Raw genomic sequence first — 25,327 nt, forward strand, 5'->3', positions numbered from 1 at the left:
GCCCCGGGACGGGCGGCCGGCCCCGGAGCGCCGGCCCTGGCCCACCGCCGGCCACCGCGTCGCACCGCCCGATCGACCGCTGGGCCGCTGGGCCGCCCCGCCGTCAGCCTCCCGCGCCGACGGTGGGTTTGGTGCCGCCCGCCGCCACGTCAGCGCGGTTGGCCCGCACCGACGACCAGAAGGCGGCGGCGATCAACCCGGCCCCGAGCCCGCCGGTCACCAGCTCCGGAAGGTGCCAGCGGATGGAGACCAGCAGCATCACCGACAGGGCGCCGATCGCGTAGTGGGCTCCGTGCTCCAGGTACCGGTAGGCGTCGAGGGTGCCCTCGCGCACCAGGTAGATGGTGAGGGAGCGGACGTACATCGCGCCGATGCCCAGCCCCAGCGCCATCCAGAAGATGTGGTTGGTGATGGCGAAGGCACCGATGACGCCGTCGAAGGAGAACGAGGCGTCCAGCACCTCCAGGTAGAGGAAGAGGAAGAACGCGGCCTTGCCGGTGGCCCCCACGACACTCGGCTGCCGCCCGGCCCGCTCCGCGGCGTCCTGGGTGGCGGCGATCCGGCTCCCGTCCTCCTCCAGCTTCTTCTCGAAGAAGCCCGACAACCCGCCGACCAGCAGGTACGTCAGTACACCGGCGACACCTGAGAGCAGCACCGTCGCCGACTTGTCGGCGTGGGTGCCGCCGTGCTGGTAGGCGTGGGTGGCGATGGTGGAAGCGGTCAGCAGCAGGCCGGCGAGGGCGACGCCGACCGCGAAGCCGTCGATGCGTCCCAGCTTGGCGAGGACCCGCTCCAGCGGGCCGATCCAGTGGACCTCGCGCTCCTGGAAGATGAAGTTGAGGAAGATCATCAACAGGAACATGCCGCCGAAGGCGGCGATCGACGGGTGCGCGTCGGTCACCATCATCTCGTAGGTGTCCGGGTCGTCCATGGCCAGCCGGACCGCCTCGACGGGCCCCACCCCCGCCGTGACGGCGACGATGGCCACCGGGAACACCAGCCGCATGCCGAAGACGGCGATCAGGATGCCGATGGTGAGGAAGATCTTCTGCCAGAAGAGCGACATCCGCTTCAGGATGCCCGCGTTGACCACCGCGTTGTCGAAGGAGAGCGAGATCTCCAGCACGGAGAGGATCGCGACGACCGCGAACCCCTCCCACCCCCAGAACCAGAAGGCGGCGGCGAGCCCCACCACCGTCACGCCGAAGGACCAGCCGAACGTCTTCCAGATCACTGCGTCCTCATTCTCCCCGGCGGCCGACCAGGCGGCCGGCCGCGCTCTCGACGGCGGCGGGACGAGCTCAGCGACCGGTGCCGCGCCCGCTCCCCGTGAGAGGAACGAGCGCGGCACCGGTCGCGGTTCCGGCCACTGGGCCGGACGGGGTGTTCTGTTGTGGTGCGGGCCGCGGGCCGCGCGCCCCGGCGACAGGACGAGTCGCGCCGCGACGGCTCAGACGTTGACCCCGTAGTCCAGCGCGATGCCGCGCAGTCCGGAGGCGTAGCCCTGGCCGATGGCTCGGAACTTCCACTCCGCGCCGTGCCGGTACAGCTCGCCGAAGACCATGGCGGTCTCCGAGGAGGCGTCCTCGGACAGGTCGTAGCGGGCGAGCTCGTTGCCGTCGCTCTGGTTGACGATCCGGATGTAGGCGTTGCGCACCTGACCGAAGTTCTGCTGACGGGTCTCGGCGTCGTAGATCGACACCGGGAAGACCACCTTGTCCACCTCGGGCGAGAGAGTGGCGAGGTCGACGGTGATCTCCTCCTCGTCCTCCGCCTCCCCGGCGCCGCCGACCAGCTCGTCGCCCATGTGCTCGACGGCACCGTCAGGGCTCTTCAGGTTGTTGAAGAAGATGAAGTGCGCGTCGCTGAGCACCTTGCCGGCCGCACCGGCGAGGAGGGCGCTGGCGTCGAGGTCGAAGTCGGCGCCGGTCGTCGCGCGGGCCTCCCAGCCCAGCCCCACGGTGACGGCGGTCAGGTTCGGCGCCGCCTTCGTCAGCGAGACGTTGCCGCCCTTGATGAGGCTGACTCCCACGTAATCCTCCAGTGTTCTTCAGGTCATCGGGTCCCGCTCAAATATGCCAGCCGAGCAGGTGGGAGCGGGAACGGGCCCCGCCGCCCGCGCCGTCGGGCGGGGCGGGCGGGGGCCGGATCACAGCGCCTGGAGCGCGGTGACGTACTCGTCGAGGTCGCGGGCGTCGGGCAGACCGTTGACGACGGTCCAGCGCACGACACCCTCCTTGTCGATGATGAAGGTGCCGCGCAGCGCGCAGCCCTTGGCCTCGTCGAACACCTCGTAGGCGCGGGAGACCTCACCGTGCGGCCAGAAGTCCGACAGCAGCGGGTACTCCAGGCCCTCCTGCTCGGCGAAGACCCGCAGCGAGAACGGGGCGTCGTTGGAGACGGCGAGCAGCTGCACGTCGTCGTTGACGAAGGTGGGCAGGCGGTCGCGCAGGGCGCACAGCTCGCCGGTGCAGGTGCCGGTGAAGGCGAACGGGTAGAAGAGCAGGACGACGTTCTTCTCACCGCGGAAGTCGGAGAGGCTCACGCTCTCGCCGTGCTGGTTGCGGAGGGTGAAGTCGGGCGCCTTGGAGCCGGGCACGATCGCCACGCGCGCTCCCCTTTCTGGTTCCTGTGCTGACGGACCTGGGTCCGGGCCCGGGAAGCGGGCCCGGTCGTCACCTGGTGTCGCACACCTGACGGTCGCCCGTGGGGCGGGCGGTACGGCCGCCGCCGAGCGGGCCGGGATGGCGGTCGGCGGGCACGGGGTGCGCGCCGTCGGCGGCGGAGGGTGCGGCGGGCGGGGACGTTCCCACCCTACGCGGCCGTCCCCGGCGCCCTGCGGGGCGCCGGGGACGGCTTGTTCGGGCGGTCGGCCGCCCGGGCCGGTCCGCCGGGCGGGCTACCTGCGGCCCTTGGGCGTCACCAGGCGGCTGCCGGACCAGTCCTTGCCGGCGCTGATCGTGCTGGTCTGTGCCAGGCCGGCCGTCTGGGCGGCCTCGCCGATCTCACTCGGCTCCACGTAGCCCTCACGCCCCGTCTTGGGGGTGAGCAGCCACACGGGGGCGCCCGGGTCGATCAGTGTCGTGGCATCCACCAGCGCGTCGGTCAGGTCACCGTCGTCGTCGCGGAACCACAGCACCACGGCATCCGCCACGTCGTCGTGGTCCTCGTCGACGAGTGACTGGCCCGTGATGGCCTCGATTCCCTCACGGAGTTCCTGCTCGGCGTCATCGTCGTAGCCGAGCTCCTGGACCACCTGCCCGGGCTGGAAACCCAGCCGTTCGGCGGGGTTGGTCCGCTCCTCCGCGTGGTCCGCGGTCGCGCTCACGGATGGCCTCCTGTCCTTGGTTGTGAAGTACTGTTTCAGGCTCGCGCACGCGCGAGCCTGAGCGGTAGTCCACACGGGCGGAGCGGATCACGCAAGTACCGGGCCGACGCGCCCGCCCAAAGGTTGACTTCTGGCTCCACAGTACGTCCGGTTGCGTGATTAAAGACACAGTTTGATCTTCGCTCGCCGCTTCGTGGCCCCGGCCCCGGATTCGGGTGGCGCACGACACGGAGCCCGCCCGGGAACCACCCGCAGGCGCGCGCGTAGGGTTGCCGGTCGGTCGCCCCTGCGACCGCCTGCCCGGCCGGGCACGTCGCTCACGAGGACGGGCGTCTCATCACCTGGGAGTTACCTTCCAGTAGAGATGACGTTTCGCTTCCGGAGGTACACGATGGAAGGCGGCGCGACACCAGCAGAGCAAGACAACTCAGAGCGAAGGAACAGCGTGGCTTCCGCATCCGATCGCAACCCGATCATCATTGGTGGCCTTCCCAGCCAGGTCCCGGATTTTGACCCCGAGGAAACGCAGGAGTGGCTGGACTCCCTCGACGCCGCGGTGGACGAACGCGGCCGGGAGCGCGCCCGCTACCTGATGCTGCGGCTGATCGAAAGGGCCCGCGCCCAGCGCGTGGCGGTCCCGGAGATGAACTCCACCGACTACGTCAACACGATCGCGACCAAGGACGAGCCGTTCTTCCCCGGTGACGAGGAGATCGAGCGCAAGGTCCTGAACGCGACGCGTTGGAACGCGGCCGTCATGGTCTCGCGCGCACAGCGCCCCGGCATCGGCGTCGGCGGCCACATCGCCACCTTCGCCTCGTCGGCCTCCCTCTACGACGTGGGCTTCAACCACTTCTTCCGTGGCAAGGACGAGGGCGACGGCGGCGACCAGATCTTCTTCCAGGGGCACGCCTCCCCCGGCATCTACGCCCGCGGCTTCCTGCTGGACCGGTTCAACGAGACCCACCTCGACGCCTTCCGCCAGGAGAAGTCGAAGGCCCCCGACGGCCTCTCCAGCTACCCGCACCCGCGGCTGATGCCGGAGTTCTGGGAGTTCCCGACCGTCTCGATGGGTCTCGGCCCCCTCGGCGCGATCTACCAGGCGCGGATGAACCGCTACATCCAGGCCCGCGGCATCGCCGACACCTCGAAGTCGCACGTCTGGGCCTTCCTCGGCGACGGCGAGATGGACGAGCCGGAGTCGCTGGGCCAGCTGACGCTCGCCGCGCGCGAGGGCCTGGACAACCTGACCTTCGTGGTCAACTGCAACCTCCAGCGTCTGGACGGTCCGGTCCGCGGCAACGGCAAGGTCATCCAGGAGCTGGAGTCCGTCTTCCGCGGCGCCGGCTGGAACGTCGTCAAGCTGGTGTGGGACCGCTCCTGGGACCCGCTGCTCGCCCAGGACCGCGACGGGGTGCTGATCAACAAGCTCAACACCACGCCCGACGGCCAGTTCCAGACCTACGCCACCGAGACCGGCGGCTACATCCGCGACCACTTCTTCGGTGACGACCAGCGGCTGCGCGCCATGGTCGAGAAGATGTCGGACGAGGAGATCCTCCACCTGGGCCGCGGCGGTCACGACCACCGCAAGGTCTTCGCCGCCTACCAGGCCGCGAAGACCCACAAGGGCCAGCCCACGGTGATCCTGGCGCAGACCGTCAAGGGCTGGACGCTGGGTCCCAACTTCGAGGGCCGCAACGCGACCCACCAGATGAAGAAGCTGACGGTCGAGGACCTCAAGCGCTTCCGCGACCGCCTCCACATCCCCGTCCCGGACAAGGACCTGGAGGACGGCGTCGCGCCGTACTACCACCCGGGCCGGGACTCCGAGGAGATCCAGTACATGCACGACCGGCGCCGGGCGCTGGGCGGGTACGTACCGACGCGGGTGGACCGCTCCAAGCCGCTGGCGCTGCCCGGCGACAAGGCCTACGCCACGGCCCGGAAGGGCTCCGGCTCGCAGGAGATCGCCACCACCATGGCGTTCGTGCGGGTACTGAAGGACCTCATGCGGGACAAGGAGATCGGCAACCGCTTCGTGCCGATCGCACCGGACGAGTACCGGACCTTCGGCATGGACGCGTTCTTCCCCTCGGCGAAGATCTACAACCCGCTGGGCCAGACCTACGAGTCGGTCGACCGGGAGCTGCTGCTCTCCTACAAGGAGTCGCCGACCGGGCAGATGCTGCACGACGGCATCAGCGAGGCGGGGTGCACCGCCTCCCTGATCGCCGCCGGCTCGTCCTACGCCACGCACGGCGAGCACCTGATCCCGATCTACGTCTTCTACTCGATGTTCGGGTTCCAGCGGACCGGTGACCAGTTCTGGCAGATGGCCGACCAGCTCGCTCGGGGCTTCGTCCTCGGCGCGACCGCCGGCCGGACCACCCTCACCGGTGAGGGGCTCCAGCACGCCGACGGCCACTCGCACCTGCTGGCCTCCACCAACCCGGCGTGTGTGGCGTACGACCCGGCGTTCGGCTTCGAGATCGCCCACATCGTCCGCGACGGTCTGCGGCGGATGTACGGCGAGAACGCCGAGGACGTCTTCTACTACCTCACGGTCTACAACGAGCCGATCAAGCACCCGGCCGAGCCGGAGGACGCCGACGTCGAGGGCATCCTCAAGGGCATCCACCGCTTCGCCCCCGGGCAGGGCGGGGAGATCCCGGCGCAGATCCTGGCCTCCGGTGTAGCCGTCCCGTGGGCGGTCGAGGCGCAGCGCATCCTCGCCGAGGAGTGGAACGTGCGGGCCGACGTCTGGTCCGCGACCTCCTGGAACGAGCTGCGGCGCGACGCCGTCGAGGTGGAGCGGCACAACCTCCTCCACCCCGAGGAGGAGCAGCAGGTCCCGTTCGTCACCCGCAAGCTCAAGGGTGCCGAGGGTCCGTTCGTGGCCGTCTCGGACTGGATGCGTGCCGTTCCGGACCAGATCGCGCGCTGGGTGCCGGGCACCTACCAGTCGCTGGGCGCCGACGGGTTCGGCTTCGCCGACACCCGCGGCGCGGCGCGGCGCCACTTCAACATCGACGCGGAGTCGATCGTGCTCGGCGTGCTCACCGAGCTCGCCCGTGAGGGCAAGGTCGACCGGTCGGCGCTGAAGCAGGCCATCGACCGCTACCAGCTGCGGGACGTGGCGGCGGCCGACCCCGGCGCCGCGGGCGGCGACGCCTGACGCGCCACGTGACACCTTCGGCCCATGCGGCCGGCGAGGACGCCCGGGAGCCCCACGGCTCCCGGGCGTCCGGCGTTTCCCGGGGGTGACACTCCCCGGTCCCGGCCGCGGCTGCGCGGGGCGGGCGGTCGGGTGGGGGGGGCCGCCCGGGAACAGGCGCCGTCGGGGTCGGCGCGGGTGTACGGCAGCAGTGCGGGACCGGTGGCGCGCCAGCTGTCGACGCGCTCCCCGCAGCGTGCGCCCGGCGTCCACTCCGGTGCCCGTTGTGGCGGAGGACACACTGAAAGCCCCAGGTCGGGGCCTTCGGGCCGTGGCGGGACACCCCGGTCGCCCTCCTAGGATGCTGACCGGTGGAGCACCTGCGGTCCGTACGCTCGGCGACCACCGTCCGGCGCGTCCTGACGAGCCTGGCGGTGGTGCTCGCCGTGCTGCTCACCTCCGGGTGGCTCCACCGCAACGAGACACTCGAACCCGGCGGCCAAGCAGGCCAGTTGCAGGCCTGGCGCCAGGACACCATCACCGGTACCGACCTGCCCGACCCGCTGTCCGGGCCGGAGGTCGTCGCCGACTTCTTCGCCTCCCTCGGCCACCGCAAGCAGTTCCTGCTGGCGGAGCGCCACCCGCTCGTCGTCGGCAACCTCGGCGGCGCGCCGGCCGAGGTCCGGTACGCGGCCAACCGCCACGCCCTCGCGGCGGCCCGGGAGCGGGAGCAGACCCGCAGCCAGGACCGACGGCTGTCCCCGGTCGGCCGCCACGAGTCGTCACGGCGGGCGCACCGCCTCTCCTCGCTCCTCGCCGAGGGGCGGCAGATCCTCGCTTTCGACCCCACCGGGAGCGGCCGGGTGGCGGAGGTCGTCGGCGACCTGGACGAGGCGGAGCGCGTCTCGGTCGTCGTACCCGGCGTCGACACCGACCTGCTCACCTTCGAACGCACGCGGCTCCGGTACCGCGCGCCGGTCGGCATGGCGCACGCGCTGTACGCGCAGCAGCGCGAGGCCGACCCCGGCCGCCGCACCGCCGTCATCGCCTGGGCGGACTACACCGCGCCGCGCGGGGTGAAGGTCTCCGCCGCGACGGCCGGCCCGGCCGAGGAGGGCGCCCGCCGGCTCACGGCGACGGTCGCGGCGCTCCCCGGGGACGCGACCGTCGCGCTGTTCTGCCATTCGTACGGGTCGGTGGTCTGCGGGCTGGCCGCGTCCGACCTGCCGAAGCGGGTGACGGACATCGCCGTCGCGGGGAGCCCGGGGATGCGGGCCGCGCACGCCGGAGAGCTGGGCACCCGGGCGCGCATCTGGGCCGCGCGTTCCCCCGCCGACTGGATCAGGGACGTGCCACACCTCGCCGTCGGGCCGCTGGGCCACGGTCCGGATCCCGCCGACCCGGCCTTCGGCGCGCTGCCCGTGGCGGGCGAGGACGTTCCCGGGCACGGGGGGTACTTCCTCCCCGGGACGGACAGCCTGACCGCGTTCGGGCGGATCGGCGCTGGGCTGGTGGACCGTGCCGCGCGCGGCGGGGAGGGCCCGTACTGCGTGCCGAGGGGGCTCCCGACGTGACGGGGCCCGTGCGCGCCAGCCGCCGTCCGACCCGCGCCACCGAGGTCGCCGACCGCCGCGTCACCCCGACGGCCTACGGACGAGTAGACAGTCGCACACCCGCGCTGAGCTGCGTAATGGCGTGAATCGGCCACCCGTCGCGCGCAGAGGGTAGCCAGTAAGGGCGCTTCCCCGATTACGATGACCCGTATGGGTGATGTGCTGGCCGGAATCCACTCCTCATGGGAGTTCGACACCGACTCGATGCTCATCCGTTTCGAACGGGGGATCCGCACACCGAAGCTCTTCCACGTGCTGGGAGAGCGCCGCGTCCCGTACGCGGCACTGAGTGCGGTCGAGGTCGCCCCGGGGTCGAAACGGGGCACGGTCGAAGTGTTCGCCACGCCGCGGGACGGCGCGGACCCGCTGGTCGAGGCCGCGGGTGGGCAGCTGCGTGCCGCCACCAACCCCTACCGGCTGGTGCTCCCGGAGGAGCGGCGGCAGGAGGCGGAGGAGGCGGCAGTCCGGTTGCGCGAGGCGCTCCGGCCGGACGCCGCCGAGCCGGCGGACCGCTTCCTGGTCGCAGCACCGGCGACACCGCTGTCGTTCAAGGCCTACGACGGCAAGGTCGCGTTCGACGGCAAGGCCGTCTCGTTCCGCTGGTTCTGGACCGGGGCGACCTCCGCCAAGTGGAAGGCCGGTGACCAGACCTTCCAGGTCAGCGAGCTGGCGGGGGTCGACTGGCGCTCGCCGGAGGGCTCCGGCGGCTGTCTGCGGCTCGTGCGGCGCGGTGCCGACGGGCTCGCGGTGACCGACCCGGCACCGCCACCCGCCGACCAGGACCCCGCCGCCGTGGTCTTCGCCCTGGGGTACGGCCTCGTCCACGAGTCGCTGCCGCTGGCGGCGAGCGTGTTGGAGGCGGTCCAGGAGGCCGAGCCGGAGTTCGGGGGCGTGCCGGAACCCGCGCGGGAGCAGCGGGGCGACCCGGCCGACATCGCCGAGCGCATCCGGCACCTGGGGGAGCTGCACGGTGCGGGGCTGCTGACCGACGACGAGTTCACCGCCAAGAAGCGGGAGCTGCTCTCACAACTGTGACGCCCGAGCGCGCCGGACGCCGCAGGACCCACGGTGGTCGGCGGCCACGGGGCGCGGCGCCACCGGGCGGCGGGGACGGGCGCCGGCGGTCCGAACCGGGGCTCCGGCCGTGCGGGCCTCCCGCCGGGGCAGCGCGCTCACTCACTCCCCGGAGTCGTCAGCGGATGCGGTGTCGCCGCCCCGGCGCTCGCCGAACCAGCGCCGCGCACGGGAGAGCGCCGAGCGCGCGGGCGGCGCCTCCTCCTCGGTCGACGCGGTGAGTTCCTTGCGGAGCGCGGCGGGCGCCAACCGCACCCTGCCGTCGGAGCAGGGCCGGCAGCGCCCCTCGTCGTCCCAGGCCACCCCGATCCAGCACTGGCTGCACGCCACCGGTGCCTTCGGCGCGGCGACCGGGACGGCCGGCGCCTCCGGCGCGGGGGTCATGGAGAGGTTCGCGGGCGGCGGCGCGGGCTGGGCGGCGGCGCCCGGGCCGGCGGGGACGGGCGCCCCGAGGTTCACGTTGCCGATCGAGCAGGGCCGGCAGCGCCCCTTGGCGTCCCAGGGCCGGCCGATCTGGCACTGCGAACACATCATCTTCCAGCCCCCAGCAGACCACCGTGTCGACGGAACCGCACGGTCACGCCTGGCGTGGATGCTATTCCACCGGCGCGCGACGGGCCACCCTCGATGTCATGGCCCGGCCACGGAGCCCCCGCCCCGGCGCGGGAGAGGACCGCCGCCGCCGGGCGTCGGCGGCGCCCGGTGCCACCGGCCCGTGGGGGCAGCGGCGGGAGCGCATAGGGTCGGGGGCATGCACATGCAGTCTCTGGCGCTCATCGAACAGTGGCCCGTTCCCACGGCGGCTGCCGCCGTGGTCCTCGCCGACGGTTCCGTCGCCGGGACGCACGGTCCCGACGACCACCGCTTCCCGCTCGCCTCGGTCACCAAGCCGCTCGCCGCCTACGCCGCGCTGCTGGCGGTCGAGGAGGGCGCGGTCGAACTGGACGAGCCGGCCGGGCCGGAGGGGTCGACCTTCCGGCACCTGCTGGCCCACACCTCAGGTCTCGCCTTCGACGAGGACCGGGTCACGTCCCCGCCCGGGGAACGCCGCCTCTACTCCAACGCGGGGTTCGAGCGGCTCGGCGACCACCTGGCGGCGGCCACCGGCATCCCGTTCGCCGACTACCTGCGTGAGGGTGTGCTGGACCCCCTGGGGATGACCGCCACCACGCTGGACGGCTCGCCGGCCCGCGACGCGGTCTCCACCCTGGCCGACCTGAGGCAGTTCGCCGCCGAGCTCCAGGCGCCGCGACTCCTGTCGGCCCGGACCCTGACCGACGCGACCGGTGTGCACTTCCCCGGTCTCTCCGGCGTGCTGCCGGGGTTCGGCCACCAGAAGCCGAACGACTGGGGCCTCGGGTTCGAGATCCGCGGCGGCAAGGCACCGCACTGGACCGGCGAGCGGTCCTCGACGCGGACGTTCGGTCACTTCGGGCAGTCCGGCACCTTCCTCTGGGTGGACCCCGAGGCGGGCGCGGCGTGCGTGGCCCTGACCGACCGGGCCTTCGGCCCGTGGGCGGCCGAGGCGTGGCCGGCGTTCACCGACTCGGTACTCGCGGAGCTTGCCCGCGCGCGCGGCTGAGCCGGCCGCCCACCGGCCGCGGGTCGGCTCACCCCGGCTCGCCCTGCGCGCCGGTCGCGGCACCCGGGCGCGTCTCCGACCGTCGGCGGCGCACCCGGGCGACCGCGAAGGCCGCCACGACGGCGAGCGCCACGGGCGCCCCGACCACCGGCTGCCAGGCAGGGACCGGCCCCCAGGTCAGCAGCTCCTCGCGTGACTCGACCCGGCGGAACTCCTCGTCGCTCCCGGCCTTGACCAGGTGGTGGTCGCCGTCGATCCGGCCGGGGTCGGGGAAGTCCTGGTGGAGCAGGGTCAGGAAGCGCCCCTCCCCGACGAGCTGCCGGAGCGCGCCGCGCGGCAGTTCGTCCGGGGTGAGCCTGCCCGCGAAGACGACGTCGACCGGGTCGCCGCCGATGGTGCCCTCGGTGGTGGTCCGGTGGTCCGCGAGGACGAAGAGCCGCAGGAACTGCTGGGTGTCCGCCAGCCGCGACAGCCGCATCGGGTAGACCGGGCGCTCGGTGGCGAAGGTCAGCCGCAGTGGCTCCAGCGGTCCGGACAGCACCGGCCCGCGCCCGCCCGCCTCGCCCTCGGGGGCGAGGCGGACCGCGACGTACTCCCACCCCGCGGCGACGTAGGGCTCCAGCGCCCCGGCGAGGCTGCCGGAGAGTGCGAACCCGTGGTTCTCCAGCCAGCGCGCCAGCGCCGCCGGGTCGCCGGCCGCCAGCCGTGACACGTCGAACGGCCCCAGCCGGTCCTGGCTCACCACCTCCACCGGTGGGGCGGACCCCTCGGAGGACCCCGCGGTGTCCTGCTCCGCCCGCGGCCAGTCGCCGGGACGTGGCCAGAAGTAGCGGTCGACCCGTCGCTCCGGCGCGACGACGGCGTCCAGTTCGGTGAAGAGCTCCGGCTCGGCCAGGGTCACCTCCGCCCGGCCCGGCACCGGCATGACCCAGGCCGCCGCCGCGGCGTCGCCGTCCACGGTCAGCCGCATCACGATCTGCTGGGTGCCGTCCCCGTCCCACACCACCACCGAGGTCTCCTCGGTCACCAGCAGCTCGCTGCCGTCGGCGGTGACCATGGCTCCGCACCCACAGGCGTGAGCGGGCCAGGCCAGTGCCGTGAGCTGGGTGAGGGCGAGCAGTACGACCGTGGTCAGCGCTGCGGTGAGCCGCCGGCGCCCGGTCCGTGCGCAGCGCGCCCGGGGGCCGCCCCCGCCGCCGCGTCCGCCGGTACCGCTCCTCGTCGCCGTGTTCCCCCGCATGGGCAGCCCCTCCCGCCGGCCGACGGCGCACGCCGTCGGTCCCACGACTCCGACGCCGCCGCACGGAGCGGGGTTCCCCTCCCCCGCGTCGGCCGGCGGCGCAGAACCGCCCGCCTCGTCGCCCCGCTCGCCCCGGCCGTCGCGGAGTGTCGTCGCGGGCGCGGGGTGTCCTCACGGGCCGTCATCCCCCGCGCGGCCGAGCGGCGGGCGGGTGCAGCCCCCACAACAGCAGCTCGGTGCCGGTGGCCCCGCCGACGAGGTCGGGCCGCTGCCCCGCGGGAGCGGAGATCCGCGCCTCGTCGCCGGGGGCGAGCCGGGCGGTGCCGAGCAGCGCCTCTCCCCGCACCACCTGCAGGTGCGCCAGCGGCGTCCGCGGCATCGCCACCGCCTCCCCCGGCGCCGGCCGCGCCACCAGGAACGTCGCGTCGGTGCGCGGGAGCCGGTGGCCGACGCCGGGCGCCAGCCCGCGTTCCACCGCGTACTCGGTGCCCCCGCCGGGGGTGTCGGGCACCAGCCACATCTGGAGGAAGCGGAGCGGGACCGCACCGTCGTTGCGTTCCACGTGGCGGGCCGCGTCGCCGGTGGTGAGCCGCTGGAGGTCTCCGGGGCGCACCACCGTGGCGTTCCCCGCGCTGTCCCGATGGGTCAGCTCCCCCTCGACGACCCAGGTCACGATCTCCAGGTCGCGGTGGGTGTGCTCCGCGTATCCCGCGCCGGGTGCGAGCAGCTCCTCGTTGCAGGCGGTCAACGGGCCGAAGCGGAGGTTGTCCGGGTCGTAGAAGCCGGAGAACGAGAACGCGTGCCGGGTCCGGACACCGGCCGCCTCGTCGCCGCCCCGGTACCGGTCGGCGGCCCGCCTGACATCGACCCCGGTGCCCCGGTGCACGTCCATGCGCCCAGCGTATCGGCGCCCCGGGGTGGGCGCCGCGTGCGCCCGGTCCGCACCGGCGGGGCTCCGCGCCGGGGTGGGCGCCGCCGTGGCCGGGGCCGACCCCTGGGGATTGCCCGGCGGCGCCGATGAGGCAGGCTGGGACCGTGTCCGACACACCTGAGCAGGAGAACAACGCCACGGCCGATCCGCGCGCGCCGCGGGTGAGCCGCGCGGCGGGGAACGTGCCCGGGGCCCGGGGCCCCGTCGGGCCCGTGCACGCCGCGACCGTCCGGAACCTGGAGCGCTCGGCGGGCAAGCTCGCCGCCGCCGCCATCGCGCGGATGGACGAGAACCTGTCCTGGTACCGCGTGATGCCACCGGAGAACCGGTCGTGGATCGGCCTGGTGGCCCAGGCGGGGATCGCCGCCTTCACCGAGTGGTTCCGCCACCCGGGGGCGCCGCAGGCCATCTCCACCGACGTCTTCGGCACCGCGCCGCGCGAGCTGACGCGGGCGGTGACGCTGCGGCAGACGGTGGAGATGGTGCGCACCACCATCGAGGTGGTGGAGACCGCGGTCGACGAGATCGCGGCCCCCGGCGGTGAGGACGCCCTGCGCGGCGCCCTGCTCGTCTACGCCCGGGAGATCGCGTTCGCCACCGCTCAGGTGTACGCGCAGGCCGCGGAGGCCCGCGGCGCGTGGGACGCGCGGCTGGAGTCGCTGGTGGTCAACGCCGTGGTCTCGGGTGAGGCCGACGAGGGTGACGTCTCGCGGGCCGCGGCGCTGGGCTGGGACTCCCCGGAGCGGGTGACGGTGGTGGTGGGGTCGGCGCCCGACGCGGACAACGAACTGACGGTGGAGGCGATCCGCCGTGCCGCCCGGTACGCGAAGATGCAGGTCCTGACGGGGGTGCTGGGCAAGCGACTGGTGGTGATCGTCGGGGGCACGGACGATCCGCTGCGGGCGGCGAAGTCGCTGATCGCCCCGTTCGCGGCCGGTCCCGTGGTGGCGGGGCCCCTGGTGGAGGACCTCCAGGCGGCGACCCGATCCGCGCAGGCGGCGACCGCCGGACTCCGCGCCTGCGCGGCGTGGCCGGACGCGCCGCGGCCGGTGGCGGCGGACGACCTGCTGCCGGAGCGGGCCATGGCGGGGGACGCCACCGCCAGGGGTCTGCTGGTGGAGGAGATCTACAGACCGCTGGAGCGGGCCGGGTCGGCGCTGCTGGAGACACTCAGCGTCTATCTGGAACAGGCCAACAGCCTGGAGGGTGCCGCGCGAATGTTGTTCGTGCACCCCAACACCGTCCGGTACCGGCTTCGACGGGTGACGGACGTCACCGGCTGGTCGCCGTCCGATGTTCGCTCCGCCTTCACGCTTCGTGTCGCCCTCATGCTGGGACGGCTCAGCGCGGGCGAGGCGGGGACCTCGCGCTGAGCACGTCTTTTGTCGGAGGGTGACAATTTGCCCCGAGGTTCTTGGTGACGGTCCCCACCCGCGTCGGGCACCGCGACCGCGAGAGAGTGTGAGGGTGCTCGTTCTCGTCGCTCCCGGCCAAGGCGCCCAGACGCCTGGCTTCCTGACCCCCTGGCTCGAACTGCCCGGCGCCGCCGACCGGCTGCGCGGGTGGTCCGACGCGATCGACCTCGACCTGGTGCACTACGGCACCGAGGCCGACGCCGACGCGATCCGTGACACCGCGGTGGCCCAGCCGCTGCTGGTGGCGGCGTCGCTGCTGTCGGCCGAGGCCGTGCTCGGCGGGCTGCCGGCCGCCGGCCCGGCCCCCGCGGTGGTCGCCGGCCACAGCGTCGGCGAACTGGCCGCCGCCGTGTTCGCCGGGGTGCTGTCGCCCGAGGAGGCGATGGTCCTGGTTCGCCGTCGTGGTCTGGCGATGGCGGAGGCCGCCACCGTCACCGACACGGGCATGTCCGCCGTGCTGGGCGGCGACCCGGAGCAGGTCGCGGCGAAGCTCGCCGAGCTGGGTCTCACCCCGGCAAACGTCAACGGCGCCGGGCAGGTCGTCGCGGCCGGCACCACCGAGCAGTTGGCCGCCCTCGCCGCGGACAAGCCCGAGAAGGCCCGCGTCATGCCGCTCAAGGTCGCCGGCGCGTTCCACACCGCGCACATGGCGCCGGCGGTGTCCGCCATGGAGGAGGCCGCGCTCGGCCTGACCCCGGGCGACCCGGTGGTGCGGTACGTCTCGAACGCGGACGGCGCGGTGGTGGTCGAGGGCAAGGACGTGCTCTCCCGCCTCGTCGCCCAGGTGTCGAACCCGGTCCGCTGGGACCTGTGCATGGAGACCTTCCGGGCCGAGGGCGTCACCGCGCTCGTCGAGGTCTGCCCCGGCGGCACACTCGCGGGGCTCTCCAAGCGTGCGCTCCCGGGTGTGCGGAACCTGGCGGTCAAGACACCCGACGAACTCTCCGCAGCCCGTGAACTCGTCGCGGAGTACTCCGCGGGCGAGCACTAAGCCGAACAGGAGCCCTCAGACGATGGCAGCGTCTCTCAGGTCGAGCAAGGGTGCGCCCTTCGCGCGCATTCTCGGCACCGGCGGCTACCGCCCGCAGCGGGTCGTGCCCAACGAGGAGATCCTGAAGCACATCGACTCCTCGGACGAGTGGATCCGCTCCCGCTCCGGCATCGTGACCCGCCACTGGGCCAACGACGACGAGACGGTGGCCGAGATGTCCCTGGCCGCGGCCGGCAAGGCCCTCGCGGACGCCGGGATCGGCCCGGAGCAGGTCGGCGCGGTGGTCGTCGCCACGGTCTCGCACTTCATGCAGACCCCCTCGGTGGCGACCGAGATCGCCCACCGGCTGGGGACCGGCAAGGCCGCCGCGTTCGACATCTCCGCCGCGTGCGCCGGCTTCGGCTACGGCCTGGCCGTCGCGAAGGGCATGGTGGTCGAGGGCAGCGCGGAGTACGTCGTCGTCATCGGTGTCGAGCGGCTCTCGGAGCTCACCGACCGGGAGGACCGCTCCACGGCCTTCCTCTTCGGTGACGGCGCCGGCGCCGTGGTCATCGGTCCCTCCGACGTGCCGGCCATGGGCCCCACGGTGTGGGGGTCGGAGGGCGACAAGGCCGACGTGATCGAGCAGACCACCCCGTGGACCGCTTACCGCGACGGTGAGGTCGCCCGCTTCCCGGCGCTCCGGCAGGAGGGCCAGACGGTCTTCCGCTGGGCGGTGTTCGAGATGGCGAAGGTCGCCGCCGAGGCGCTGGACGCTGCGGGAGTCTCCCCCGAGCAGCTCGACGTCTTCATCCCGCACCAGGCCAACATGCGGATCATCGACTCGCTGGCCAAGACCCTCAAACTCCCCGACCACGTGGCGATCGCCAGGGACGTGGAGACCACGGGTAACACCTCCGCCGCCTCCATCCCCCTGGCGATGGAGCGGATGCTCGCCACCGGTCAGGCCAAGAGCGGCGACACCGCGCTGCTCATCGGCTTCGGGGCGGGTCTCGTGTACGCGGCGACAGTCGTTACCCTCCCCTAGGACATATCCCCCGACGGATCGGCGTCCCGCCGGCCCGTCACATCACACCCACGCGGTTCGCCGCGGCACACAGAGATTCAAAGGAGCGGCGCACATGGCTGCCACGAAGGAAGAGATCATCACCGGTCTCGCCGAGATCGTGAACGAGATCGCCGGGATCCCGACCGAGGACGTCGCCGAGGACAAGTCGTTCACCGACGACCTGGACGTCGACTCGCTGTCCATGGTCGAGGTCGTCGTCGCCGCCGAGGAGCGCTTCGACGTCAAGATCCCGGACGACGACGTCAAGGGTCTGAAGACCGTCGGCGACGCCACCAACTACATCCTGGAGCACCAGAGCTGACCCCACCCGGTCCGCTGCGGACGGCTCCCGGCCGCCCGTGTCACGTGCCTGCCGCCACCCCTCTCGGGGTGGCGGAGTTCCACCAACCTCGACATGCGGAGCAGACAATCCCGTGAACGCGACCAATCGAACGGTGGTCGTCACCGGTATCGGCGCCACCACGCCCCTGGGCGGCGACAGCGCATCGACCTGGGACGGCCTGATGGCTGGGCGGTCGGGTGTGCGCCCCCTGGAGCAGGAATGGGCCGCCGAGCTGCCCGTACGGATCGCCGCGTCCATCGCGGTCGAGCCGGGCGAGGTGCTGCCCCGGCCGCTCGCCAGGCGGCTGGACCGGTCGGCGCAGTTCGCGCTGATCGCAGCCCGCGAGGCTTGGGCGGACGCCGGCCTCACCGGTCCCGCCGGTGAGGCCGGGGGCATCGTGGACCCCGACCGGCTGGGTACGGTCATCGCCTCCGGCATCGGTGGCGTGACGACCCTGCTGGACCAGTACGACGTGCTGCTGGAGAAGGGCGCGCGGCGGGTCTCGCCGCACACCGTCCCGATGCTCATGCCCAACAGCCCGGCGGCCAACGTCGGTCTGGAGGTCGGTGCACGGGCCGGGGTGCACACCCCCGTCTCCGCCTGTGCCTCCGGCGCCGAGGCCATCGGCTACGCGGCGGAGATGATCCGCACCGGTCGCGCGGACATCGTGGTCACCGGCGGTACCGAGGCGTGCGTGCACCCGCTGCCCATCGCGGCGTTCGCCAACATGATGGCGATGTCCAAGGACAACGAGAACCCCCAAGGCGCGTCCCGCCCCTACGACACCGGCCGTTCCGGCTTCGTGCTCGGTGAGGGCGCCGGCGTGGTGGTCCTGGAGTCGGCCGAGCACGCGGAGCGCCGCGGCGCCCGCGTCTACTGCGAGCTGCTGGGCCAGGGCCTCTCCGCGGACAGCCACCACATCGCGCAGCCCGAGCCCACCGGCCGCGGCATCTCGGCCGCCCTGCAGAACCTGCTGGACGCCACCGACATCGACCTCGCCGAGATCGTGCACCTCAACGCGCACGCCACGTCCACCCCGCAGGGCGACGTCGCCGAGGTCAAAGCCCTCCGCAAGGTGCTGGGCGACCACGTCGACCACGTCGCGGTCTCCGCCACGAAGTCGATGACGGGTCACCTCCTGGGCGGCGCGGGCGGCATCGAGACGGTGGCCACCGTCCTGGCGCTGCACCACCGCACGGCCCCGCCCACCCTCAACGTCGACGAGCTCGACCCCGAGGTGGACGCGGACGTCGTGCGCGACGAGCCGCGCGCGCTGCCCGCCGAGGGCTCACTGACGGCGCTGAACAACTCGTTCGGCTTCGGCGGGCACAACGTGGTGCTGGCCTTCCGTACCGTCTGACACCGCGTCCGACGCCGCGCCCGACCCATCCGTCGGGCGGGGCGCACCCCGTCGGCGCCGCCATCACGGCTGTGGGGCCGGAACCCTCCCGGGTTCCGCCCCCACAGCCGTTGTTCGACCCGCCGGGGCTCCCGTCCCGGCGCCGGTCTCGGGCCCCGGCCTCAGACCACCTGGTGGAGCCAGCGGACAGGGGCGCCCTCCCCGGCGTGGCGGAACGGCTCCAGCTCGTCGTCCCACGGCTTGCCGAGGAGCCGTGTGATCTCGGCCTCCAGGTCGCTCTCCCCCAGCGCGGCGCGCGCGGTGGCGGCCCGCAGCCGGTCCTCGGGAATCATGATGTCGCCGTGGATGCCGGTGACGGCGTGGTAGATGCCGAGGCCCGGGGTGCAGCTGTAGCGCTCCCCCTCCGCGGTGGCGCACGGCTCGGAGGTGACCTCGAACCGGAGCAGCTGCCAGCCGCGCAGCGCGGACGCGAACTGGGAGGCCGTCCCCACCGCCCCCTGCCAGGACAGCTCGGCACGCCAGGTACCCGGGGAGACCGGCTGTCTCGTCCAGTCGAGGCCGACACGGGTGCCGAGCACCCCGGCCACGGCCCACTCGATGTGCGGGCACAGCGCACGCGGCGCGGAGTGCACGTACAGGACACCTCGCGTGGTCATCTGACCTCCTGCCCTTTCCTGCCGGGGCCCGGCCGGCGGCCGAGCCCGAGCCGGCGCGGGGTCGCCCACGCCCGCGCATCGTCACTCAGCGAACAGTAAACACCACGGACAGCCACGTCTCGGTAAAAGGAGAAGCGTGTGACGGCGGTCGGATCTCTTACGCTGGTGATGCGGACCCGGCCCTCCCGCAGGCAGGACCGGGTCCCAAGTTACCGTGCGGCCAGGGGTGCCGGTCCCGCGGCGACACCCAGGTCAACCCGTCCGGAGCAGGGAGCCGCATGCCGGTCAGTCGTCCCACCCATCCGATCCGACCCGCGCTCGCAGCGGTGCTCGCCGCTGCGACGCTGGCCGCGTGCTCCTCCTCGCCGGAGCCGTCCGCGACCCGGGGGGAGGCCGAGGAGGACTCCCGGCCCGAGGAGTCGGCGGGTCCGCGCTGGAACCCCGAGCCGACGACGGTCGCCGCCATCGGGGACTCCATCACCACCGGCTTCGACACCTGCGAGCTGCTCGCGGACTGCCCGGAGGTCTCCTGGGCGACCGGCACCGAGCCGGACGTCGACAGCCTCGCGAGCCGACTCGGTGCCGCGGAGACCTGGAACGAGGCGGTCGCCGGCGCGATGATGGCCGACCTGCCCGACCAGGCCCGGCTCGCCGCCGCCAACGACCCCGAGCTCGTGACCGTCCTGGCCGGCGCCAACGACGCCTGCACCCGGACCCCGGAGCGGATGACCGAGACGGACGAGTTCCGCGCCGCGTTCACCCGCACCGTGGAGGTCATCCGGGAGGAGGCGCCGCAGGCGCAGATCTTCGTGGCCAGTGTCCCGGACCTGATGCAGCTGTGGCGCACCGGGCGCGAGGAGGACCGCGCGCGGATGGCGTGGCAGTTCGGGATCTGCCAGTCGATGCTGCGCGACGCGGCCACGGACGACGAAGAGACGCAGGAGCGTCGGGCCACCGTCGCGGAGCGGGTGGACGACTACAACGAGGCGCTGGCCGAGGTGTGCGCCGAGGACGTCCTCTGCCGGTTCGACGGGGGCGCGGTCGCCGACTACACCTTCCGGCTGGAGGACCTCAGCGAGTGGGACTGGTTCCACCCCAGCCGTGAGGGGCAGGCCGCTCTCGCCGAGCTGGCGTACACCGCCGTCAGCCGCGAGGACTGACGCCCGCCGGTCGCCTCCCCCGCGCGCCCCCGGGAACGCGTCGCCCGCGACGCCCTGTCGGGGGCTGCCCCGTACGCCGCCGCCGGGACAGAGCCGCCCCGGGGCGCGCGTCGCGCGTCCCGGGGTGTGCGGCACCCACTGCCGCGGCGGGGTGCCGCGGTCAGGGTCAGGCGTGCTGGTGCCTGCCGCCGTGGTGCGCCGTTCGACCGGTAACCATCCCGTACAGCCCCAGCAGGATGAGCGATCCGACGATGGCGCAGATCCAGGTGGAGAGGGAGAAGAAGCCGGCCACGCCGACACCGAAGATGACCACTCCGAGCCAGCCGCCGAGCAGACCTCCCGCGATGCCGAGCACAGCGGTCAGGATGATGCCGAAGTTGGCACGGCCGGGCAGAACCGCCTTGGCGATCGCACCGGCTATCAGACCAATCACAATCCACGCGATAACACTCATGTCCAGACTCCTCCTCTTACGTGGTCTGATTCCACTATCCCCCCGTCGGGCGAATCCGGCATGAGGAGCACACACCGGGACGAGCCGCCGGGCCCGGGGGAAACCGTCGCCGTAACGAGACCGGGCAGACCTTCTGGCGGAGCGGTGAATTTTGGTAACCATGGGTCGTCCCCCCGCCTTGTTCCGCCTGTTCCCGTAAAACGCCCGGAGGGGCCGTGCCCGCACCATCGTCGGAAGCGCAGACAGCGCAACCCACCATCGAGGAGGACCGCCTTACCGGCGCCGTTCCCCAGCGACTGATCCAGCACGGCGGGCTCGCCGGCGCCGCGCCCCGGCTCCTCGCCGCGCTCGCCGACGCCGGTTCGGCGCCGGAGGCGACCGCGGTCGTCGCCCGCCACGGCCGCTCGCTGTGGCGGGAGGCGATACGCCGGCTCCGCGAGGGCGACGGCGACGACCGTCCCCTCTACTGGGCGCGGCTGGAACTGGCGCGCGCGGTCCGCGGCTGGCGGCCCGGGTTCCCCGTGGACACCGGCGAGCTGCTGGGTGTCCTCGGCCGGGAGTCGCGCGGGATCGGCCTCAACGGCCTCCCGGCCGGGCCGGACCGGCTGCGGGTCGTGGTGACAGGCTTCGACCCGTTCGGACTGGACACGGACGTCCGCCGCGGCAACCCTTCCGGCGCCGCCGCGCTCGCGCTTCACGGCACGGTCGTCCGCACCGACTGCGGGCGCTCGGCGCACATCGAGGCCGTGGTGCTGCCGGTGCGCTGGCGCGACTTCACCGACGGTGTCGTGGAGCAGGCGCTGCGGCCCTACCTGGAGCCGGGGCCCCGTCGGGTCCACCTCTTCATGACGGTCAGCCAGGGCCGCCCCGGCGTGTTCGACGTGGAACGGCACAACGCCGGCTGGCGCGGCGAGGGCACCGACAACCTCAAGGAGACCGCGCCGGGACCGGTGCCGCCGGTCCCGGGCGCCGAGGGTGTGCCCAACCCGCCGTGGACCGTCGGCACGTTGCCGCACGCCGCGATGACGGCTGCCACGACCGGGCCGCACACCGTGCGCGGCAACACCGCGGTGACCGAGCTCCCCGCGGGCTCCGATGAGCCGGTGCACCGTGCCGACGGCCCGACCGACGGGTCCGCCGCTCGCGCGGGGGGCGGTGGCGACTACCTCTCCAACGAGGTCGCGTACCGGGCGACGCTGCTGCGCGACCGGGTGGCGCCGGGGGTGCCGGGCGGGCACCTCCACACCCCCGTGCTGCGGTTCGCCGAGGAGAACGCCTCGGAGGCGTCCGGTCGGTTCACCGACGGGACGCTGGTCGGCAGCCGCATGGACATCACCACGCAGATCCGCACGCTGCTCGCCGTAGCCGCCGGCACCCTCCCGGTCGGGGACGACACCGAGTGACCGCGCCCCGGCGCAGCCGCGCCGGAGCGACGAGACGTTCGGGCCCGGGGTGTCTCCCCGCAGGGGGAGGCACCCCGGGCCCGCGTCGCTGTACGGCCGGTCAGAGCCGCACGATCATCTTCCCGGTGTTGTCGCCGCGCAGGACGCCCAGCAGCGCCTCAGGGGTGTTCTCCAGCCCTTCCACCACGGTCTCCCGGTAACGCAGTTCGCCGGACTCGACCCAGGCGGTGACCTGCTTCTGGAACTCGGGGCGCGACGCCTCGTGATCGGTGACGATCATGCCCTGCGCCCGGAGGCGCTTGCCGACCATCAGACCGAGGTTGTTGGGGCCGGGCGGCGGCTCGGTCGCGTTGTACTGGGCGATCATCCCGCAGAGCACGATGCGGCCGTGCGTCCGCATCGCGGTGAGAGCCGCTTCGAGGTGGTCGCCCCCGACGTTGTCGAAGTAGACGTCGATGCCGTCGGGCGCCGCCTCGGGCAGTTGCTCGCGCACCGGTGCCGCGCGGTAGTCGAAGGCCGCGTCGAAGCCGTACTCCGTGGTCAGCAGTTCGACCTTCGCCGCCGAGCCCGCGCTGCCGACCACCCGGGAGGCGCCCATCAACCGGGCGAGCTGGCCGGCCGTGCTGCCGACCGCGCCGGCGGCCCCGGAGACGAAGACGGCGTCGCCCTCCCGAAGGCCCGCGATCTCCCGCAACCCGACCCAGGCGGTGAAGCCGGGCATGCCGAGGACACCGAGGTAGACGGACGGACGCGAGGTGTCGCGCGGCACCGGGCCGGAGTACCGGGCCGGCAGCGTCGCGTACTCGCGCCAGCCGAGGTTGTGCACCACGAGGTCTCCCGGGACGAGCCCCTCGGCCTCGGAGGCGACCACCTCGCCGATCGCCGCGCCGTCCATGGGCTGGTCCAGGGCGAACGGCGGCACGTAGGACTTCTGGTCGTTCATCCGGCCGCGCATGTAGGGATCGACCGAGAGGTGCGTGTTGCGCACCAGCACCTCGCCCTCGCCCGGCGCGCGGACCGGTTCCTCGCGCAGCGCGAAGTTCTCCGGGACGGGGGTGCCGTGCGGACGTGAGGCGAGGTGCCAGGATCGGCCGGTGGCGGGGAGCGACATCGGGTTCCTCTCGTCGTGCGGTCGGGAGCGGCTCACCGGGCGGGCGAACCGCGGCGGCGGGGGCCGCCGAGAAGCAGGGGCGGGGCCGGTGTGCACCGGCGGCGGGCCGTCGACCACCTCTACCCGCCGGGGTCACGGTGGAACGTCCGCGACCGCCCCGCACGTTGTTCGCCGCCGGCGAACAGCGCGGGCACGGAGGTGGGGCGCGGAGGTGGGGAGAAGGGGCGGCTCAGCCGTAGTCGCCCGAGAGTAGGCAGAACTCGTTGCCCTCGGGGTCCGCGAAGACGTCGAAGGACGGGTGCGCCTCCCCCACGTCCACGCGGCGGGCGCCGAGCCCGAGCAGGCGCTCCGCCTCGACCGCCCGGTCGGAGCCGGGGGGGGCGGGGCGAGGTCCATGTGCAGCCGGTTCTTGACGGTCTTGCGCTCGGGGACCGGCACGAAGGCCAGCACGGGCCCCGTTCGCGTCGCAGCGCCCTCGTCGGCGGGCGGGGCGACGACAGCCCCCTCGGACGTCTCCTCGGCGACGCGCCAGCCGAGCACCTGCGCCCACCAGTGGGCCTGCGCCACGACGTCACGGCAGTCGACCACCGTGGAGAACCAACGAACGGGCATGGCTGCCTCCTTCTCGTGCGGAGAGTCGTGATCGCGCCACCGGGCCCTGCCGGGCAGCGCGGCGGGGGCGGGACAGGACCGTCCCACCCCCGCCGGGACCGCCACGCCGCGGGGCCCGGGGGGCCAGGAGCGGAGGACGGTCGTTCGACACCGCGTCAGGCGGCGCCGCTGCCCCAGTCGTCGTCCAGCGGGTTCTGGCGGCCCTGGACCGAGCGCAGCTTCTGGCTCAGGGAACCGGGCAGCCGGTCGCCGGCGCGGTCGGCCACCGCGTGGCCCGCCCGCACGGCGGCCTCACGGCCGTTGTGCGCCGCGGTCTCCACGCTGTTGCGGACGGCGGGGTTGTCGGCGATGCGCCGGGCGGACGCGGCGATCCGGTCGTAGCACCCCCGGCCGGCCCGCGCGCCGAGCACGAACCCCACTGCGGCACCGGTGATGAACGTGAGCTTCCGCATCGGAACGCCCCTCTTCCCTGCACTCGTCGTCGCTCCGGACCGGCCGGCCCGGAGCCCTACCGTCCGGGTACCCCGATTACCGATTTCAGAGCACCCCCTGTCATGCGCTAATGTATTGCTCGCAGCGAGGGAGCGCCCCCGGCAACGGGATGCGGTACCCACGCGGAGCAGTCCCCTGTAGCTCAATTGGCAGAGCAGCCGGCTGTTAACCGGCAGGTTACTGGTTCGAGTCCAGTCGGGGGAGCATCACCCGAAGGGCCCCGTCCGGGGCCCTTCGGCGTTTCCGGCGCATAGCAGCCGGCCAGACGGGAACCGATGTCCCCATGGCTTCGACGACGAGCCCGCGCGAGCACCCCCGGCCCGGGCGGGAGATCGTATGAGCGGCTATGCTGCGGCAGACGACGCGCACTGATGTGCGCGACGCGCCGCTGATGGGGCGGTAGCTCAGCTGGTTAGAGCAACGGACTCATAATCCGTCGGCCGTGGGTTCGAGTCCCACCCGCCCCACACAGCGACACCCCCCGTGACCTGCGAGAACGCAGGTTTCACGCTGACGGAAGCGCCGCGTTCGCCGCACCAACGCCGCACCGCACCCCTCGTAAGCTGCCCCCATGGCTTACATCAAGACCAACGCCCGGCTGTCCGGAGACCCCTCGTTCACAGTCCTCTGGCGGGCCGGCGGAACCCGAACAGGGAGCTGGTGCCGCGAGACCTTCGACGACGAGGATCAGGCGAAACGGTTCCGCAACCTCGTCAACGGTCACGGACAGCAATGGCCGCCGGGGTGGGTCAAGGGGGAGGGCTTCGTCGAGCCGGGCGAGCCGCCGATGCCGGACTCGGAGAAGTTCGCGCTCTATGCGCACGCTTACGTGGGGCTGCTGACGGACATATCCGAGCACACGAGAACCAACTACACCAGGTTCATCGACAACCACCTGAGCCCGTGGTTTGGCGAACTGTCAGTCTCCGACCGAGGGCACAGAATCACGCGCGATCACATCAGCAGGTGGGTGCTCGACCTTCAGGCCGGACGACCGGGCCCCCAGCATCCGCCCGGCACCACGCGCCGACCGTACTCCCCGAAGACCATCGCCAACCTGCACGGGTTGCTGTTCAGCGTCTTCCAATCGGCCGTTGAGGCCGATCCCTCCCTACAAGCTCGTAACACGATCATGGTGTGGCCTTCTTCAGGCGTCTGAAGCAGATGAGTGAGCAGGCGAGGGAGACGAGTGCGTCGTGGAGTTCGAGTCGGCGTTCCCATCGGGTTGCGAGGCGTTTGAAGTGGTGGAGGAGGGCGAAGGTCTGCTCGACGACGTAGCGGAGCTTGCCCAGGCCGTGGATGTCTGCCTGGCCTTTGCGGGAGATGACCGGGAGGATGCGGCGTTTTCGCAGTTCGC

General features: G+C 73.0%; 24 protein-coding genes, 2 tRNA genes and 2 pseudogenes. 14 read left to right on the forward strand and 14 right to left on the reverse strand.

The features are described 5' to 3' along the window. Positions 1 to 103: 103 nt before the first annotated feature. The 4 genes from HCJ92_RS09470 to HCJ92_RS09485 all read right to left on the reverse strand — a co-directional run bounded on the left by HCJ92_RS09470 (position 104) and on the right by HCJ92_RS09485 (position 3,328). Entirely contained in the window at positions 104 to 1,234 is a 1,131-nt protein-coding gene (locus HCJ92_RS09470) for a DUF475 domain-containing protein (RefSeq protein ID WP_167933034.1), read from the reverse strand. A 216-nt stretch (positions 1,235 to 1,450) separates the two neighbouring features. Next, entirely contained in the window at positions 1,451 to 2,032 is a 582-nt protein-coding gene (locus HCJ92_RS09475; protein WP_167933035.1) for a TerD family protein, read from the reverse strand. 117 nt (positions 2,033 to 2,149) lie between these two features. After that, entirely contained in the window at positions 2,150 to 2,608 is a 459-nt protein-coding gene (locus HCJ92_RS09480) for a peroxiredoxin (RefSeq protein ID WP_167933036.1), read from the reverse strand. Positions 2,609 to 2,899: 291 nt separating this feature from the next. Further along, positions 2,900 to 3,328, reverse strand: coding sequence for a DUF3052 family protein (locus tag HCJ92_RS09485; protein WP_167933037.1), 429 nt, complete (start codon positions 3,326 to 3,328; stop codon positions 2,900 to 2,902). A 445-nt stretch (positions 3,329 to 3,773) separates the two neighbouring features. Between HCJ92_RS09485 and aceE the strand changes: the two genes are divergently transcribed. From aceE to HCJ92_RS09500, 3 genes are all read left to right on the forward strand, one after another. Beyond that, entirely contained in the window at positions 3,774 to 6,506 is a 2,733-nt protein-coding gene (gene aceE, locus HCJ92_RS09490; protein ID WP_167933038.1) for a pyruvate dehydrogenase (acetyl-transferring), homodimeric type, read from the forward strand. 350 nt (positions 6,507 to 6,856) lie between these two features. Next, a complete protein-coding gene (locus HCJ92_RS09495) occupies positions 6,857 to 8,059 on the forward strand; it encodes an alpha/beta hydrolase (RefSeq protein ID WP_338054100.1) in 1,203 nt (400 codons plus the stop codon). 189 nt (positions 8,060 to 8,248) lie between these two features. Then, positions 8,249 to 9,133: a DUF4429 domain-containing protein gene (locus HCJ92_RS09500; protein ID WP_167933039.1), complete on the forward strand. Its 885-nt coding sequence runs from the start codon at positions 8,249 to 8,251 to the stop codon at positions 9,131 to 9,133. Positions 9,134 to 9,274: 141 nt separating this feature from the next. Here HCJ92_RS09500 and HCJ92_RS09505 read toward each other — a convergent pair whose 3' ends face one another. Then, the gene (locus tag HCJ92_RS09505) at positions 9,275 to 9,706 is read right to left on the reverse strand and encodes a hypothetical protein (protein ID WP_167933040.1); all 432 of its coding nucleotides are present in this window, start codon (positions 9,704 to 9,706) and stop codon (positions 9,275 to 9,277) included. 217 nt (positions 9,707 to 9,923) lie between these two features. On the opposite strand from HCJ92_RS09505, the gene HCJ92_RS09510 reads away from it, so the two are divergent. After that, entirely contained in the window at positions 9,924 to 10,754 is an 831-nt protein-coding gene (locus tag HCJ92_RS09510; protein WP_167933041.1) for a serine hydrolase domain-containing protein, read from the forward strand. Positions 10,755 to 10,782: 28 nt separating this feature from the next. Here the strand turns inward: HCJ92_RS09510 and HCJ92_RS09515 are convergent, their stop codons facing one another. Together HCJ92_RS09515 and HCJ92_RS09520 are read right to left on the reverse strand one after the other, a co-directional pair. Next, entirely contained in the window at positions 10,783 to 11,994 is a 1,212-nt protein-coding gene (locus tag HCJ92_RS09515; protein ID WP_209310915.1) for a DUF2330 domain-containing protein, read from the reverse strand. 181 nt (positions 11,995 to 12,175) lie between these two features. Next, positions 12,176 to 12,886 (reverse strand): pirin family protein, encoded by a 711-nt coding sequence (locus tag HCJ92_RS09520; protein ID WP_167933042.1) that lies wholly within the window; start codon positions 12,884 to 12,886, stop codon positions 12,176 to 12,178. Between the two features lie 221 nt (positions 12,887 to 13,107). Here HCJ92_RS09520 and HCJ92_RS09525 point away from each other — a divergent pair, with 221 nt between their 5' ends. The 5 genes from HCJ92_RS09525 to HCJ92_RS09545 all read left to right on the forward strand — a co-directional run bounded on the left by HCJ92_RS09525 (position 13,108) and on the right by HCJ92_RS09545 (position 18,082). Continuing rightward, complete coding sequence (locus HCJ92_RS09525) at positions 13,108 to 14,298, forward strand: PucR family transcriptional regulator (RefSeq protein ID WP_338054102.1); 1,191 nt, start codon at positions 13,108 to 13,110, stop codon at positions 14,296 to 14,298. Positions 14,299 to 14,392: 94 nt separating this feature from the next. Continuing rightward, positions 14,393 to 15,331 (forward strand): acyltransferase domain-containing protein, encoded by a 939-nt coding sequence (locus HCJ92_RS09530; RefSeq protein ID WP_167933044.1) that lies wholly within the window; start codon positions 14,393 to 14,395, stop codon positions 15,329 to 15,331. Positions 15,332 to 15,353: 22 nt separating this feature from the next. Further along, positions 15,354 to 16,358, forward strand: coding sequence for a ketoacyl-ACP synthase III (locus HCJ92_RS09535; RefSeq protein ID WP_167933045.1), 1,005 nt, complete (start codon positions 15,354 to 15,356; stop codon positions 16,356 to 16,358). Between the two features lie 94 nt (positions 16,359 to 16,452). Beyond that, entirely contained in the window at positions 16,453 to 16,701 is a 249-nt protein-coding gene (locus HCJ92_RS09540) for an acyl carrier protein (protein WP_167933046.1), read from the forward strand. A gap of 112 nt (positions 16,702 to 16,813) precedes the next feature. After that, the gene (locus HCJ92_RS09545) at positions 16,814 to 18,082 is read left to right on the forward strand and encodes a beta-ketoacyl-ACP synthase II (RefSeq protein ID WP_167933047.1); all 1,269 of its coding nucleotides are present in this window, start codon (positions 16,814 to 16,816) and stop codon (positions 18,080 to 18,082) included. A gap of 161 nt (positions 18,083 to 18,243) precedes the next feature. Here the strand turns inward: HCJ92_RS09545 and HCJ92_RS09550 are convergent, their stop codons facing one another. Next, a complete protein-coding gene (locus tag HCJ92_RS09550; protein WP_167933048.1) occupies positions 18,244 to 18,738 on the reverse strand; it encodes a DUF3145 domain-containing protein in 495 nt (164 codons plus the stop codon). 278 nt (positions 18,739 to 19,016) lie between these two features. Here HCJ92_RS09550 and HCJ92_RS09555 point away from each other — a divergent pair, with 278 nt between their 5' ends. Continuing rightward, entirely contained in the window at positions 19,017 to 19,898 is an 882-nt protein-coding gene (locus tag HCJ92_RS09555) for a GDSL-type esterase/lipase family protein (RefSeq protein WP_167933049.1), read from the forward strand. Positions 19,899 to 20,064: 166 nt separating this feature from the next. Here the strand turns inward: HCJ92_RS09555 and HCJ92_RS09560 are convergent, their stop codons facing one another. Next, positions 20,065 to 20,352: a GlsB/YeaQ/YmgE family stress response membrane protein gene (locus HCJ92_RS09560; protein ID WP_167933050.1), complete on the reverse strand. Its 288-nt coding sequence runs from the start codon at positions 20,350 to 20,352 to the stop codon at positions 20,065 to 20,067. 215 nt (positions 20,353 to 20,567) lie between these two features. Here HCJ92_RS09560 and HCJ92_RS09565 point away from each other — a divergent pair, with 215 nt between their 5' ends. Continuing rightward, complete coding sequence (locus tag HCJ92_RS09565; protein ID WP_167933051.1) at positions 20,568 to 21,755, forward strand: C15 family peptidase; 1,188 nt, start codon at positions 20,568 to 20,570, stop codon at positions 21,753 to 21,755. A 100-nt stretch (positions 21,756 to 21,855) separates the two neighbouring features. Here HCJ92_RS09565 and HCJ92_RS09570 read toward each other — a convergent pair whose 3' ends face one another. From HCJ92_RS09570 to HCJ92_RS09580, 4 genes and pseudogenes are all read right to left on the reverse strand, one after another. Beyond that, positions 21,856 to 22,866 carry an NADP-dependent oxidoreductase gene (locus HCJ92_RS09570; RefSeq protein WP_167933052.1) on the reverse strand — a complete coding sequence of 337 codons (1,011 nt, stop codon included), beginning with the start codon at positions 22,864 to 22,866 and terminating at the stop codon, positions 21,856 to 21,858. A gap of 229 nt (positions 22,867 to 23,095) precedes the next feature. Beyond that, positions 23,096 to 23,185 (reverse strand): hypothetical protein, encoded by a 90-nt coding sequence (locus HCJ92_RS25910; protein ID WP_338054101.1) that lies wholly within the window; start codon positions 23,183 to 23,185, stop codon positions 23,096 to 23,098. A gap of 116 nt (positions 23,186 to 23,301) precedes the next feature. Next, positions 23,302 to 23,478: pseudogene (locus tag HCJ92_RS25915) on the reverse strand (VOC family protein); the annotation flags it as partial. Between the two features lie 155 nt (positions 23,479 to 23,633). Then, positions 23,634 to 23,930, reverse strand: a complete 297-nt coding sequence (locus HCJ92_RS09580) for a YtxH domain-containing protein (RefSeq protein WP_167933053.1) — start codon at positions 23,928 to 23,930, stop codon at positions 23,634 to 23,636. Between the two features lie 171 nt (positions 23,931 to 24,101). Here HCJ92_RS09580 and HCJ92_RS09585 point away from each other — a divergent pair. The 3 genes from HCJ92_RS09585 to HCJ92_RS09595 all read left to right on the forward strand — a co-directional run bounded on the left by HCJ92_RS09585 (position 24,102) and on the right by HCJ92_RS09595 (position 25,129). After that, positions 24,102 to 24,174, forward strand: a tRNA-Asn gene (locus HCJ92_RS09585). A gap of 189 nt (positions 24,175 to 24,363) precedes the next feature. Then, positions 24,364 to 24,437: transfer RNA gene (locus HCJ92_RS09590), tRNA-Ile, on the forward strand. A 104-nt stretch (positions 24,438 to 24,541) separates the two neighbouring features. Beyond that, complete coding sequence (locus HCJ92_RS09595) at positions 24,542 to 25,129, forward strand: tyrosine-type recombinase/integrase (protein ID WP_167933054.1); 588 nt, start codon at positions 24,542 to 24,544, stop codon at positions 25,127 to 25,129. Here HCJ92_RS09595 and HCJ92_RS09600 read toward each other — a convergent pair. Continuing rightward, positions 25,101 to 25,327, reverse strand: a pseudogene (locus tag HCJ92_RS09600) (IS5/IS1182 family transposase); the annotation flags it as partial. The gene HCJ92_RS09595 and the pseudogene HCJ92_RS09600 overlap by 29 nt on opposite strands.

The sequence above is a fragment of the Streptomyces spiramenti genome, assembly GCF_012034385.1.
Classification (GTDB): Bacteria; Actinomycetota; Actinomycetes; order Streptomycetales; family Streptomycetaceae; genus Streptomyces; species Streptomyces spiramenti.

What these genes read in the sequence shown, in the direction of transcription:
- HCJ92_RS09500 (WP_167933039.1), top strand. Translation starts at nt 8,249, where the DNA reads ATGGGTGATGTGCTGGCCGGAATCCACTCCTCATGGGAGTTCGACACC.
- HCJ92_RS09505 (WP_167933040.1), bottom strand. Translation starts at nt 9,706, where the DNA reads ATGATGTGTTCGCAGTGCCAGATCGGCCGGCCCTGGGACGCCAAGGGG.
- HCJ92_RS09510 (WP_167933041.1), top strand. Translation starts at nt 9,924, where the DNA reads ATGCACATGCAGTCTCTGGCGCTCATCGAACAGTGGCCCGTTCCCACG.
- HCJ92_RS09515 (WP_209310915.1), bottom strand. Translation starts at nt 11,994, where the DNA reads ATGCGGGGGAACACGGCGACGAGGAGCGGTACCGGCGGACGCGGCGGC.
- HCJ92_RS09520 (WP_167933042.1), bottom strand. Translation starts at nt 12,886, where the DNA reads ATGGACGTGCACCGGGGCACCGGGGTCGATGTCAGGCGGGCCGCCGAC.
- HCJ92_RS09535 (WP_167933045.1), top strand. Translation starts at nt 15,354, where the DNA reads ATGGCAGCGTCTCTCAGGTCGAGCAAGGGTGCGCCCTTCGCGCGCATT.
- HCJ92_RS09540 (WP_167933046.1), top strand. Translation starts at nt 16,453, where the DNA reads ATGGCTGCCACGAAGGAAGAGATCATCACCGGTCTCGCCGAGATCGTG.
- HCJ92_RS09550 (WP_167933048.1), bottom strand. Translation starts at nt 18,738, where the DNA reads ATGACCACGCGAGGTGTCCTGTACGTGCACTCCGCGCCGCGTGCGCTG.
- HCJ92_RS09555 (WP_167933049.1), top strand. Translation starts at nt 19,017, where the DNA reads ATGCCGGTCAGTCGTCCCACCCATCCGATCCGACCCGCGCTCGCAGCG.
- HCJ92_RS09560 (WP_167933050.1), bottom strand. Translation starts at nt 20,352, where the DNA reads ATGAGTGTTATCGCGTGGATTGTGATTGGTCTGATAGCCGGTGCGATC.
- HCJ92_RS09570 (WP_167933052.1), bottom strand. Translation starts at nt 22,866, where the DNA reads ATGTCGCTCCCCGCCACCGGCCGATCCTGGCACCTCGCCTCACGTCCG.
- HCJ92_RS09580 (WP_167933053.1), bottom strand. Translation starts at nt 23,930, where the DNA reads ATGCGGAAGCTCACGTTCATCACCGGTGCCGCAGTGGGGTTCGTGCTC.
- HCJ92_RS09595 (WP_167933054.1), top strand. Translation starts at nt 24,542, where the DNA reads ATGGCTTACATCAAGACCAACGCCCGGCTGTCCGGAGACCCCTCGTTC.